Below are 12,726 nucleotides of genomic sequence, written 5' to 3'. Positions count from 1 at the left end.
GCCAGTTCCAAGGCCAACCGAATGAGCGGATGTATGTACGACATAAATGTCGATAAAGGTGACGGCTGGTGAGAATACTAATAGTCGAAGATGACAAACAGACAGCCCAGTTTATCTCGAAAGGGCTAAGACAGGAAGGCTTCGCCGTGGACCTTGCCTCCGATGGTGAAGACGGCCTTCATCTTGCTCTGACTGAGCCCTATGATGCCGCGGTGATCGATATCATGCTGCCTAAATTTGATGGTCTGTCACTAATTGATGAAATGCGTCGCAACGGCAGCGAGATTCCTGTTATTGTCCTGAGCGCCAAGAGTTCAATCGATGACAGAATCAAGGGGCTACAGGCCGGTGGTGATGATTATCTCGTGAAACCATTTGCTTTCTCAGAATTAGTCGCACGCATTCACGCGCTCATAAGGAGGGCTACCCGTGCGGGTGAGCCAACTACACTCTCCGTAGGCGATCTCAAGATAGACCTGGCAAGGCGGAAGGTGTTCAGGCAGGACATTGAAATCGACCTGCAACCAAAGGAGTTCGCGCTGCTCGAGTACCTCATGAGGAATGCCGGCCGGGTTGTTTCCAAAACCATGATCATGGAACACGTCTGGGACTACAATTTTGACCCGCGCACCACGGTGGTCGAATCCCGGGTCTGCCGCCTGCGGGACAAGGTTGACCGTCAGTTTGGAGGCAATCTCATCCACACGATACGGGGTGTCGGGTATGTTCTCGAAGAACGGGACTAAGTTTCTGCGCACGACTACCTTCCGGCTTACCCTTTGGTACCTTGGGGTCTTCAGCACATTGTCCTTGGCGGTGTTTGGGGTTGTTTACGTGTTTCTCGCGGCACACCTCCACGATCAGACGGACAATGAACTCATGAACACGGCCAAGGAGTTCAAAACGCTTTACATAGAACAAGGTGTGAAAGCGCTCCAGGCCGAATTCACGCGCGAGGCGGCATCACGAGGAACAGGACGTGTGTTTTTTGAACTGATATCATCGGAAGGAAAGCTGCTGGCCACATCCGATTTAGGTGAGTGGAATAGGCCTGAAATGCTTTCCTTGGATGCGGCTATCCCTTCCCAAAACAAGACGTTTTTTCGAACGATTTCCATGCCCGGACATCGGCACAAGATAAGAGTGATTTCCATGTCCGCCACCGATGGAAAAGTAATCAGGATCGGCAGCACCCTCAAGGGTGACGAATTGTTACTGGAGAGATACCGTGAGACCTTCGGAACGGCCCTGGCGATAATGTTGGTGTGTGGCGGCCTCGTCGGGTGGCTATTGGCCAGGAAAGCGATGTCGGGGGTCAAGCGGGTAACGGAGACAGCGACCCGGATAGGAAGGCATGATTTCGGTCGAAGGGTGACGGTGACCGGCGAAGGGGAAGAGATCAGTGCTCTTGTCCAGGCCTTCAACGACATGTTGGAGCGAATAGAGTCTCTTTTGAATGAGTTACAACAGATCACTGATAATGTTGCCCATGAGCTCCGCACCCCTATCACGCGCATCCGCGGTATCGCCGAGACAACCCTGAAAGGCAACAACGGAGACCTTGATGAGTTCCGTGCAATGGCGGCGTCGGTCATCGAGGGAAGCGATGACCTGATCGAGATGATTGGCACGATGCTGGAAATCGCCAAGACCGATTCGGGAGTCGCCGAACTTGCTGTTGCGCCATTGGATATTCGAGAAATTGTCGAAGATGCCGTGGACTTATTCGCTCCAGCGGCCGAGGATCGACGCATACGCATTCATCTGTCCAACCCGCCTAAGGCCGTTATGATACTTGGCGACCGGCAAAGGCTGCAACGCGTTGTGGCGAACCTGCTGGACAATGCCATCAAGTACACTCCTCCTGGTGGGAACGTGACCCTGTCCGTCGTCGCAGAGGAGGCTGGAGCTAAGGTGGAAATCACCGACACCGGTGTGGGCATCGATGAAACAGACATCCCCCGGATTTTTGACCGCTTCTACCGTGGCGACAAAAGTCGTTCAACAGCCGGCAGCGGACTCGGGTTGAGCCTGGCGCTTGCTATCATCCGTGCTCATGGTGGCGACATCACTGCAAAAAGTACCGGCTCGGGAAGCTCCTTCACCGTTTTCCTTCCGAACAAACCATCCTCTCTATAACGACTCACAACTTTACCAAAAGGTAAAGTTGGGGGCAAGTCCCGGTAAATCAAGAAGCTTATATTAGATGTATGTTCCGAGGGATTTTCCCTTCGGAATATGCATCGTTGCATTGTGCACAGGAGAATCAACAGCAAAATGGGCTGGAATATGTCGGAATCGAGAGGTCGTTTCCTCATGATAGGTGAGTCCTTACTGCTAAAAGGATGGATTCTCGTTGCACTTGTCGTGGTCAGTGGCTGCGCCACGTACCGCCCGATGCCCATTACCCCTGAAACCGCTCATGCCGGGCTGATATCCCCTGACATGCAGGAGGTGCGACTCCGGGCCAACGGGTTCAAACACCCCCTACTGAAACCAGTCCCCTTTGATGACCGCGACGGACTGTCACCGGAAGAGGCAGCGATCCTGGCCGTCATTGCCAACCCTACTCTTCGTGCCGTCCGCGACCGCCGAGGGATCGCTTCAGCCCAGCTCCTACAGGCCGGTATCCTGCCCAATCCCCAGCTTTCTTATGATTTGGGAATACCCGTAGGTGGAGACACGCAGGGCAGGGTTAATAGCTTTGGACTCGGCTTGGGATGGGACATTACATCCCTCATCTCCCGCAGCGCGCGCCTTGATGCGGCAAAGGCGCACGCTGCCGCAGTGGACCTTGGCATAGCCTGGCAGGAATGGCAAGTTGCGGAAGCTGCACGTCTGCACGCCTATCGCTTGGTAATCGCCGGTCAACGGCTCGTAGCGGCAAAACAGGCTGAAGACTTTTTCCAACGATTGCTCAAAGACGTGAAGCAATCTGTCGCCCTTGGTGTAAAAACGCAGCTCGATCTCTCGGCGGTGGAGACCAGCCTACAAGAAGCAAGTTCCCGAGTACTCAATGCTCAATCGACAGTGGAGCAGGAAAGACTTGCTTTCAATCGCGCGCTGGGATTGCCATCCCAGAGAATGGTTCCTTTGGAGAAAGATATCGCTTGGCAACTGGAACAATGCCCTCCCGCCAAGACGCTTTTCGAAGATGCCGAAACTAAAAGACTTGATCTGCTCGCCCTCAAGCTTGGGTATGAAAGCCAGGAGGCACGGGTTCGAGCTGCTGTCCGTTCCCAGTTCCCCAAGATAAATCTCGGATTAACCGGCGGGAGAGATACGGACGGGATTCAAACCATAGGGGTGGGGGTGAGTATCGATCTTCCTTTCTTTGACCGCAATCAGGGACGTATTGCCAAGGAGCGTGCAAGCCGTCAGCAACTGTTTGACGAGTATACCGCCAGATTATTCGAGACGCGTGCCGACATAGATCGGCTCGTAGCTGCCATCAAAGCCACGCGGCAGCAGCTCGCCGCCATCGATAAATCTTTGTCCACGGGGAAAGCACTTTTCGAGAACCTCAGCCGTGCGGCAGATGCCGGGCAGGTTGATATTTTTTCATACTACAAGGCGGTGAGTGCCTTCTATGACAAGCAAGTCCAACGAATTGAACTGGAACAAAGGATGATTGAGCTTGGTATTGCGCTTGAGATCGCTTCCGGGCGATACGGTCTCGTGAGTAAGGCAGGGCATACGATACAGAAGCCCGGACAGACGACCCGAATGGAGATGCCCAAATGAAACGTACAATAATCGTTGTATTTCTTATTGTTGCTGCTCTTGTGATCGTCGGCCCGTCTCTGTTGCACAAAGAGCTGGTCGACGCAAAAGATCCTGCCACGGGCAACCTCCCGCGCCGAGACATCATCAGAAATGCCCCTCCTGAGCGAAGAGCATTTGCCGAGACCCTCCGCTGGTTTGGAAAGGTGAAAAGCAGGAATAGAACGAGGGTCATTGCCATGGAGACAGGGAGAATCGTTTCCATAGCCGCCAGGGATGGGGTTCCCGTGGCAAAAGGCGACCTCCTGTTTACGATTGGGGGGCCGTTGGTCGATAGTCGGCTGGAGGTTCTCCAGAACCAATCAGCCACTTTGCGAGAGCGCATTACACTTGCGGAGCAAATGGTGAGAGTCAAGCGCGAGGCTGTCTCGCGGAAATTCGCGAAACGTGAGGAACTTACAGTGGCCGAAGACGCCCTGGCCCGCCTTAAGGCCGAAATGGAATCCGTCAAGCAGGCGATTCAACAGTTGCAGGAGGCCACTCACATTCACGCCATGCATGGGGGTGTGTTCATCAACCGAAAGGTCTCTGTCGGTCAGGAAGTGCAAAAAGGGGATGACTTGGCCGAGATCATCTCACAAGACTCAATCTATATTGCAGCCACGCTTTTCCCGAAGCGTAGAGACGCCAAACTCGAAACAAAAAGGGCGGTTATCAATCTTCCCGAAGGAAGACAGATTCAGGGCACCGTAACCACTGTTCTGCCCCAGAGGACGGCCGAAGGAGCGACCGTGGTCTGGATTGAAGGTCCTGATCTGGATTCAGCACTCAGCCCTGGTCAAACAGTGGCAGGAACGATCATCCTTTCAGAACATGAAAAAGCGCTCGCCGTTCCCCAGGACGCCATAGTACGGGACGATGAAGAGCGGGCTTATGTATTTATCAAAGGTTCCTCCGGCTACCGCAGGCAGCCAGTCAAGACCGGCATCATCGCAGGAGGCTGGGTTGAGATTGTGTCCGGAGTGAAGGCCGAGGATGAGGTTGTCGTACAGGGGGCATACGAGCTCTTCTACCAGGATTTCAACAAGACATATAAGGTGGCGGACTGATGCGATCCGTACTTCGCCTGGTCGTAAACAATCCCATAGCAACAGTGCTCATGGTCATATTCATGGCCCTTGCCGGCATTTACTCGGCCAGGCACATGTCGGTTGACCTCTTCCCAAATCTCGATATCCCCGTCGTTAATATCATTACCCATTACGCCGGAGCTTCGTCGGAAGATATGGAACTGCTTGTTTCCCGACCGATAGAGAACGAGATACGAAGCATTCCCGGCGTCAAGCGGGTTGCCTCGACATCGGTCCAGGGCATCTCGCAGATAACCGCGGAATTCAACTGGGGGACAACTATCCGCGATGCAAGGCAACTTGTTCAAGCGAGACTGGCGCGGCTTGGAGGGCGCCTGCCCGTCGGCCTGACCCCGCGTCTTGAGAATATCGGCACTACCCTCCAGGAGGTTTGCGGTTACGTGATATACGGCGGTGGGGACATGGTGACCATCCGGAACATCGTTCGCCATGACCTTGCCGGTCGCCTTATGAGCGTTGATGGCGTTTCGTCGGTCGAAGTGCTCGGTGGCGACAGAAGGGCTTTTTACGTGGAGATTAAACCAGAAGCTCTGCTCCGACTTCAAATCACCGTAGATGATGTCGTATCTTTATTGAAACGTCACAACATATCGGCGGTGACCGGATACATTGACCAGTCAGGACGGGAATACCTGGTCCGCGGCGATGCCCATCTTAAAACTATCGAGGATATCCGGGAGCTTCCAGTCAGAAACGATGGAACGAGGCCGGTTCTTCTCGGGGATGTGGCCAAGGTCTTCGAAGGACGAGCCCCCAGGCATTACACGGTTCATGGAGACGCTGTGCCGGCAGTAGCGATGATTGTTCGGAAACAGCCGGGGGCAAGCACGATTCGCGTGGTAACCGGAGTTGATGCCGCGCTTACCCAGCTTAAAAGCCTCCTTCCAGCAGGAGCGCGCGTCAAGAAATTCTACGATCAATCAGAAATCATCAAGGAATCGCAAAACGAGATTGTGAATGACCTTGCCATCGGTGCCCTGCTGGCCGTCCTGGTCCTCTATTTCTTTCTTGGCTCGCTCCGACCGACCATGATCGTGGCTATTACCATCCCCGTCACGTTTCTTGCCACGGTCGCCATCATGAAATGGCTGGGGATGAGCTTGAACGTGATTACAATGACGGCCCTGACGTTGGCCATCGGTATGATCGTAGATGATGCTATCGTCGTAGCCGAGAATATCTTTCGCCATGCCCAGTCGACCACAAAGGCGGACGAGGCAAGTATCGAAGGCGCTTTTGAAATTGCCGGACCAGATGCGTCAGGGACGTTCACCACTGTGGCCGCGTTTGTTCCGCTTGTCCTGATGACAGGACTTGCCGCGCTTTTTATGCGTCCCTTCGGCTTGACGATCAGCGCGGCTCTCATTGTCTCTTTGCTCCTGTCCCTGACGTTAGTGCCGGCACTTTTCAGTCGGATGAAGACCATTTCTCTCATCAGGAATGATTTCCTTGGCGCACAGTTGCTCGCACGATTGGATGCGGCGCTTCAGGCTGTCTTGCGGCTCTCTTTCCGGCGCAAATGGCTTGTCTTGATCGTGGCATTCCTATCCCTGGGAATGGCTGGACTGGCTGCCTTCCTGGGCAAGGCTTCGGTCCTTCCGCCCATCGATGAAGGGGCCATACTTATCGAGTACGTCATGCCACCCGGTACGTCCCTCAAAGAAAGCAATCGGATAGGAGATAATCTTGACCGGATCGCCTTGGCCGACAAAGATGTCTCATGTGTTTACAGGCGGACAGGTTCTCCTGGCGGTGGCTACCAGATTGAAGGAGTGAACAAGGGAGAATTACTTGTTAAGCTGAAACCCAAAGGAAAGCGAACCAGGTCAGTCGGGGAAATCATTCGCACTCTGAAAGAATCCTATTCAAAACTAAGTGGCGTGGTATTCCTTTATCATCAACCGACACAGGAAAAAATCGACGAGAGCTTCTCTGGGTTACCCGCTCTTTTCGGGGTAACCATATACGGTACCGACATGAACACGCTCATTGCACTTGCCGACAAGGTGGAAACCGTGCTCTCCAGAGAACCCTCCGTTTCCAACGTGGTGAACAACACCAAGGTAAAAGTCCCGCAGATAGACGTGCGGATAAATTACCCATCCCTGGCACAGTATGGAGTAGATGTTGCAACCGTCCTGAGTACGCTTGAATCAGCACGTTTTGGACTCGAAGCAACCCGGATCATCCGGCAAAAGGAGGACGTTGCCGTATTGGTAAGGATGGATGTCTCCGCGCCCTTCGATATTGAGCGCATCAAGCAACTGCCGGTTAAAACCGCTCGTGGGGAGTGGCTGCCGCTGGAACGTGTTGCCGAAGTAAGAGTCAGTCATGCACCTTCAGCCATTACCCGGTTGAATGGGCAGCGGCAGATCACGCTTCTGGCGGAAGTGGAAGGTAACATCCCATCCGTGGTCAAAGAGTTGCGGCGACAATTTGCGTCCATTGATCTTCCGGAAGGGTACAGCATTGATTTTACCGGCCAATATCATGTGCTTATCGAAACAGCAATTGAACTGGCTCTTGCTGTGCTGTCTGCCATGGTATTGATCTATCTGATCATGGCGATGCAGTTTGGTTCCTGGCTCCAACCCCTTATCATCCTGGTAACAGTTCCCCTGTCGCTTGTCGGTGCCCTGATAGGTTTGTTTTTGACTCGGCAGGGTATAGACGTATCTGTAGGGATGGGGACGGTTACACTGGTGGGAATTGCCGTCAACAACGCTATCGTCCTTATCGATTTCGCCAACAAGGAACGTGCTTCCGGCAAGGATATTACAGATGCTTTGCTTTCCGCCGCCTCCGTCCGCCTGCGCCCCATACTGCTTACAACGCTCACGACCATTGCTGCGTTATTGCCGACCGCGATAGGAACAACCGTCGGATCAAAGATTTTTCAACCATTTGCTATTACTGTTATCAGCGGATTGGCAGGAGGGGTAATGGCGACATTGATTATTATCCCAACCATTGTGCTTGCGCTACCGCATTATCGCTTGATAAGGCAGAATGGATAGGCATGTCCTGACACCAGCGCAGCCATCTGTGGAGCGCTTCTTGGCGCTGTGTGCGGTCGGGACGCGATTCCCGCCCAAAATGGACCGAACGCTTACTGAACTGCCGCCCTGTGGCCGGACAGGCGCATGTGTGCCGTCCTCGTCCGGAGTGCTTCTGGCCGGTGGACGCTTTGGAGCTGGCGGAGCGTGATCGGCCAAAATTGCTCGGAGGATTCAGGTGCAGAGGAAATGTGACTCAACGCCGCTTCCGCCCCGTCAGGAACGGCTTGCTCTTTGATAACTCGTTGAATTACGAAGGCTTACGGCTTGACAGCCGAATGGAGAAGGGTTATGAAGAGGGTTGCAAGCGGGGAGCCAGATTTCAATCCGCCGACTCTGGCGGTTCTTAGTTAACGCGAGACCCCGTCGGGATGACCCGGCGGGGTCTTTGCTTTTCTCCTTGATTGACTCGGGCCGTCCCTGACCCTCGCCCCTTGCGGGGCGCGCCTTCGGCGCGTCCAAATCGGCTCTCCTGCCGATTTGTCACGCGGACTTACGGCCCCGCGTACATCCCCCTTGATTCTCCGGTTCGAGATGAAGCGCGTGGGGTCCAAGCGCAACCCCCACGGTTGCAGGCGCAACCCACGCATATCCTCTTCGAACTCTCCGATTCTCCGTTTCACAGCCCGTCTTGTTTAACAGCCAGGTTGCAGGCGGGGTACCCACCCGACGTTTCGAACTCCCCTCCGGTAGGTAACCCAGCGAAGGCCGGCGCCGCGACCGGCGGCCCGGCCGAGTTTCCGGACGACACCGCAAAGGAAGGAGACACGGCATGCCGGCACGTGCCCGGGGGGCGCGTTCCGGCGGCGGTGCTGGAAGGCATCCTGGCGGTGCGCCGCTGCGGCCTCACCAACATGCTGGACCGGCCGGTGGTGGCGGACCTGGCGGAGAAGCTCGGCTTCCCCGAGGCCGCCCGCTGGATCGAGACCCACCCCAGGGACTACGCCGAGGGCGTGTTCCGGGGCTTCGAGGCCGAAGAAGGAGGTGGGCGCTGATGTGCGGGCTGGCGGGCGTCATCTTCGGGAAGAAGCGGCGGCGCGCCGAGGAACGAGATCACCTGGCGTGGCTCTTCACCCGGCTCCTGGTCCTGAGCGAGAGCCGGGGCCCCCACGCCACCGGCGTCGCCTGGCTCAACCGCGACGGCGAGCACCGGCTCTTCAAGCGACCCGTACCGGCCGGGCAGTTCGTCACCGACAAGGCGTTCCAGGAGGTCCTGGCCGGGATGGACAACAGGGCCACGCTCCTCGTCGGCCACACCCGCCGGCGCACCCGCGGCGACGAGCGCATCAACCGAAACAACCACCCCATCCGCGCGGGGGACGTCATCGGCACCCACAACGGCACCATCTACAACGCCGACCGCCTGTTCCGGAGGCTCCGGCTGCGGCGCTTCGCCGAGGTGGACAGCGAGCTCCTCTTCCGACTGGCGGACCGTGCCTTCCGGGACGAGACGCCGGACCTCGAGCGCTTCAAGCGCGACCTGGCCCTGTGCCGGGGGCAGATCACCGCCGTGCTGGCCTCCCGCCGCCAGCCCGGGACGGTCCTGGTGCTCAAGGGGAACAAGCCGCTGGAACTGCGCATCCACCGGCGCCACCGGGCGGTACTCTACGCCTCGGATCCGGCCTTCCTCGACGCCGTGCTGGCCGACGAGCGCGGGTGGCGGCCGCTCCCGCTGGAGTCCATGACCATGCTCGTGTTCAGGCACGAGAGTCTCATGGAGTTCTCCAGGGAGTCGTTCACCTTCATCGCCCAGGGAAAACGGGGGAAGGCGCCGTGACAGAGAGCCGCATGAACCGGAGAGAATCACCCATGAACCCCAATGACAATTCGGCAGGAGAGTCGAATTGGACGTGCCGAAGGCACGCCCGAAGGGCGCGAGCCACGGACGGCGAGCGTCAACCCCCGAAGGAGAACACAACCGGGCTCCTGAGACTCTTCGTCTACGGGACCCTCAAGCGGGGCTACTGGAACCACGAGCGGTTCTGCCGGGGCGTCCTCTCCGTGGAGGAGGCGGTCGTCCGGGGCCGCCTGTACGAGCTGCCCTCCGGCATCCCGGTCCTGGAGGTGCCTGAGGCGGACGTCCTGGCCCACGGCACCGCCGACCCGCTCGCCGACGTGGCCACACAGGCGCGCCTGGCCGCGGAGTTCGCCGCACGCGCCGCACACCCCGAGCCCAGGGAGACAAATCCGCAGGATGGCGGATTTGGACGTGCCGGAGGCACGCCCGAAGGGCGCGAGCCATGGATGGCGAGCGTCAACGGCGCCCCGGGCGGCCGCTGGGGCCCCGTGTACGGCGAGCTCCTGACCTTCGACGATCCCGAGACCCGCCTCCCGGCCATCGACCACCTCGAGGGCTTCCTGCCCGGCGGACCCCGCCTCTACAGGCGTGTGCTGGTGCCGGTGAAACTCGACGGCGCCGCTTTTCCGGCATGGCTCTATGCGGGTCAACCGGCGCGCTCCGACCGGCTGCTCCTGCCATTCGGAAGCTGGCCGCCGTGACCCATCGCGTGGGAGCACGCGCGGATTTCCCTTGCCTCTGCCTTGCGAATGTTATATCATAAGCTATTATATGCGGGCGGAGGCCCGGGTCCGCGTCCCGAACGAGAGGTGCACCGAATGGACACAGAAGCTCGGAAATTTGCGGCGCTGGTGAAGGAGATCCGGCGACAGCTGGCTCTGAGCCAGGAGGATCTGGCCCGGCGGCTCGGCGTCAGCTACGCCACCGTCAACCGCTGGGAAAACGGTCAATCCAAACCCTCGAAACTCGCCAGGGCGCAGTTCGACGCCTTCTGCGAGAAGATGAGCAGCGAGGGCAAGTTGGTGCTTCCGGAGGAAGGGCGCGGATGAATGTGGGGCACAGAAAACAAGTCCTCCTTCTACCTCTCGTCACGCCTCGACTCCGCTTTCTGGATTCGGCGCACCTCGAATTCGCCGGCCCGGCAGTATCGAAGAGGACCCGGTAGGTATGCGTGTGGGCAGCAAGAAAAAAGGAACCAGCGTCCGAGTGGGATTGGACGCAGGTAGCATGGACATGAGCAAACTGTCCGACGCAGAACTCGTCCGCCTTCGGGTCTCGGTGGAGACAGAGATGAAGCGCCGGGGCCTGGCATTCGAGATCGGTCAGATAGGCGAGGAGATCGCTATCGACTACTTCAACAGTACTCCTGGGCTTCCAAATCTGCAGCATGCACCCACAGGGACCAAGAACGTGGATGCGTTATCGAGAAACGGGGACAGATATTCCATCAAGACCATAATGAGGGCCAAGAAAACGGGAACCATATATCCCGACCCCTCCGATGAAAACAAACAACTGTTTGAATACCTCCTCGTAGTCAAACTGAATAATTCGCTGTCCCTTGAACGGTTGTATTTGTTCCACTGGGAGCAATTCGTGGAGTTGCGTCTCTGGGATAAGCGCATGTCAGCATGGTACCTGAGTTGCTCGAAGAGAACCCTGTCGCAAGGAGAGCTGTTGTATGAACGGGGAGCATAAGCCCACTTTCATCGACTTGTTCTCCGGGTGCGGAGGCCTTTCCCTGGGCTTTCTCCAGGCCGGTTACCGGTGCCTTCTTGCTGTCGACCAGGATCCAAATTCCGTCCATTGCTACAACCTGAACCTGAAAGGGGACTCCGATAGAGGCGCCGTCCAGGAAGACCTGAGCAGACTCTCTTCCACCGATGACGTGCGTGCTTTTCTCAGCCGCCACGGGGTTGAGCCGGCATCGTGTGACGTGCTCATCGGTGGCCCGCCTTGCCAGAGCTTCTCGGTTGTGGGCCGCAACAAGATACGTGCCCTTATGGAATCGGGCGGTGACCTCAAGGTCTACTGGAGGAAGAAGAACCGCGAGAGAACCATGCTCTTCGAGGTCTATGCCCTGTTCCTGGAGGTGCTCGCGCCACGCTGGTTCCTTTTCGAGAATGTCCCGACTATCCGTAGCCACGAAACATTCGAGGCCATCATCAACCGCTTCGAGAATCTGCACGATGATGACGGCCGTCCCATGAAATACAGGCTCATCCACAATAACTACCTCGCCTCGAAATACGGCGTGCCCCAGGATCGCCGTCGATTCGTTCTCGTCGGTTACCGCGAGGATCTCGGAATCGAAGGCTGGGAACCGCCGAAAGAGAAGCCGACGGTTACGGTGTCAGCTGCCCTTGATGACCTGCCCGAGGTCCCTCACGGGCATCGGGAACGGGAGATGCGGTATTCGTCGTCCCCTGCAACCGCCTACCAGCGCCTCATGCGCGCCGGTAAGCCGAGGGAACTTCGCGGTCGCCTGTTCGACCATATCTGCCGGTGGCACAACCCCGATGACGTGGCCCTTTTTGCACGCATGAAGCCCGGGGCGCGGTTCGCCGATCCGGACGTGCAGAAAGCCATACGGGAAATCAACCCGCGCCACAAGCTCATCAAGTATTCCACGGACAAATTCAAGGACAAGCTCCACAAGCTGGATCCTGAACGGCCAGCCTGGACGGTGACCGCCCATCTCCAGAAAGACTGCTACAAGTTCATTCATTACAGCCAGCCCCGGACAATCACGGTGCGGGAAGCCGCAAGGCTCCAGAGTTTTCCCGACTGGTTCAGGTTCGAAGGTCTGTCGATGGTCGCATCGTTCGGACTGATCGGTAATGCGGTACCTCCGTTGATGGCTCAGGCATTTGCGGAGTCCTTCGCCGAGGCTGACGCTGGATTATTTGTCCACGAACGCGAACGCCTCGCTTCAAGGAAGGTTTATAGTTCGACAGCGTGGTGAAGAAGTTATGGTCCACAGTCCACCTTGGGAGCG

11 protein-coding genes are annotated in these 12,726 nt (G+C 57.1%); all 11 read left to right on the top strand.

Features of this window, described 5'->3' with window-relative positions; all coding sequences use genetic code 11:
- Positions 1-68: 68 nt before the first annotated feature.
- The gene (locus tag HCU62_RS11395) at positions 69-746 is read left to right on the top strand and encodes a response regulator (protein WP_163297716.1); all 678 of its coding nucleotides are present in this window, start codon (positions 69-71) and stop codon (positions 744-746) included.
- A gap of 133 nt (positions 747-879) precedes the next feature.
- On the top strand, positions 880-2,139 hold the full coding sequence (locus tag HCU62_RS11390) for a sensor histidine kinase (RefSeq protein WP_163297715.1): 1,260 nt from the start codon (positions 880-882) through the stop codon (positions 2,137-2,139).
- A 138-nt stretch (positions 2,140-2,277) separates the two neighbouring features.
- Positions 2,278-3,744 (top strand): TolC family protein, encoded by a 1,467-nt coding sequence (locus HCU62_RS11385; protein ID WP_163297714.1) that lies wholly within the window; start codon positions 2,278-2,280, stop codon positions 3,742-3,744.
- Positions 3,741-4,832 carry an efflux RND transporter periplasmic adaptor subunit gene (locus tag HCU62_RS11380; protein ID WP_163297713.1) on the top strand — a complete coding sequence of 364 codons (1,092 nt, stop codon included), beginning with the start codon at positions 3,741-3,743 and terminating at the stop codon, positions 4,830-4,832. Before HCU62_RS11385 ends, HCU62_RS11380 begins: the two co-directional genes overlap by 4 nt.
- The gene (locus HCU62_RS11375; RefSeq protein WP_163297712.1) at positions 4,832-7,891 is read left to right on the top strand and encodes an efflux RND transporter permease subunit; all 3,060 of its coding nucleotides are present in this window, start codon (positions 4,832-4,834) and stop codon (positions 7,889-7,891) included. Before HCU62_RS11380 ends, HCU62_RS11375 begins: the two co-directional genes overlap by 1 nt.
- 821 nt (positions 7,892-8,712) lie before the next feature.
- Positions 8,713-8,925, top strand: a complete 213-nt coding sequence (locus tag HCU62_RS11370; protein WP_309474758.1) for a DUF5049 domain-containing protein — start codon at positions 8,713-8,715, stop codon at positions 8,923-8,925.
- Complete coding sequence (locus HCU62_RS11365; RefSeq protein ID WP_163297711.1) at positions 8,925-9,707, top strand: class II glutamine amidotransferase; 783 nt, start codon at positions 8,925-8,927, stop codon at positions 9,705-9,707. The genes HCU62_RS11370 and HCU62_RS11365 overlap by 1 nt, the downstream gene beginning before the upstream one ends.
- 32 nt (positions 9,708-9,739) lie before the next feature.
- Positions 9,740-10,429 carry a gamma-glutamylcyclotransferase family protein gene (locus HCU62_RS11360; RefSeq protein ID WP_163297710.1) on the top strand — a complete coding sequence of 230 codons (690 nt, stop codon included), beginning with the start codon at positions 9,740-9,742 and terminating at the stop codon, positions 10,427-10,429.
- Between the two features lie 117 nt (positions 10,430-10,546).
- Positions 10,547-10,777, top strand: a complete 231-nt coding sequence (locus HCU62_RS11355; RefSeq protein WP_163297709.1) for a helix-turn-helix domain-containing protein — start codon at positions 10,547-10,549, stop codon at positions 10,775-10,777.
- 184 nt (positions 10,778-10,961) lie between these two features.
- The gene (locus HCU62_RS11350) at positions 10,962-11,426 is read left to right on the top strand and encodes a hypothetical protein (RefSeq protein ID WP_246325489.1); all 465 of its coding nucleotides are present in this window, start codon (positions 10,962-10,964) and stop codon (positions 11,424-11,426) included.
- Entirely contained in the window at positions 11,410-12,693 is a 1,284-nt protein-coding gene (locus HCU62_RS11345) for a DNA cytosine methyltransferase (RefSeq protein WP_163297707.1), read from the top strand. The genes HCU62_RS11350 and HCU62_RS11345 overlap by 17 nt, the downstream gene beginning before the upstream one ends.
- Positions 12,694-12,726: the final 33 nt, after the last annotated feature.

The organism is Dissulfurirhabdus thermomarina, from assembly GCF_012979235.1.
Classification (GTDB): Bacteria; Desulfobacterota; Dissulfuribacteria; order Dissulfuribacterales; family Dissulfurirhabdaceae; genus Dissulfurirhabdus; species Dissulfurirhabdus thermomarina.
Note: the sequence above shows the minus strand (reverse complement) of the source record. Positions and strands in the feature narration are given on the sequence as shown.

Coding starts and splice junctions, on each gene's coding strand:
- HCU62_RS11390 (WP_163297715.1), top strand. CDS start 880: ATGAACACGGCCAAGGAGTTCAAAACGCTTTACATAGAACAAGGTGTG.
- HCU62_RS11385 (WP_163297714.1), top strand. CDS start 2,278: ATGGGCTGGAATATGTCGGAATCGAGAGGTCGTTTCCTCATGATAGGT.
- HCU62_RS11380 (WP_163297713.1), top strand. CDS start 3,741: ATGAAACGTACAATAATCGTTGTATTTCTTATTGTTGCTGCTCTTGTG.
- HCU62_RS11375 (WP_163297712.1), top strand. CDS start 4,832: ATGCGATCCGTACTTCGCCTGGTCGTAAACAATCCCATAGCAACAGTG.
- HCU62_RS11365 (WP_163297711.1), top strand. CDS start 8,925: ATGTGCGGGCTGGCGGGCGTCATCTTCGGGAAGAAGCGGCGGCGCGCC.
- HCU62_RS11360 (WP_163297710.1), top strand. CDS start 9,740: ATGAACCCCAATGACAATTCGGCAGGAGAGTCGAATTGGACGTGCCGA.
- HCU62_RS11355 (WP_163297709.1), top strand. CDS start 10,547: ATGGACACAGAAGCTCGGAAATTTGCGGCGCTGGTGAAGGAGATCCGG.
- HCU62_RS11350 (WP_246325489.1), top strand. CDS start 10,962: ATGAGCAAACTGTCCGACGCAGAACTCGTCCGCCTTCGGGTCTCGGTG.
- HCU62_RS11345 (WP_163297707.1), top strand. CDS start 11,410: ATGAACGGGGAGCATAAGCCCACTTTCATCGACTTGTTCTCCGGGTGC.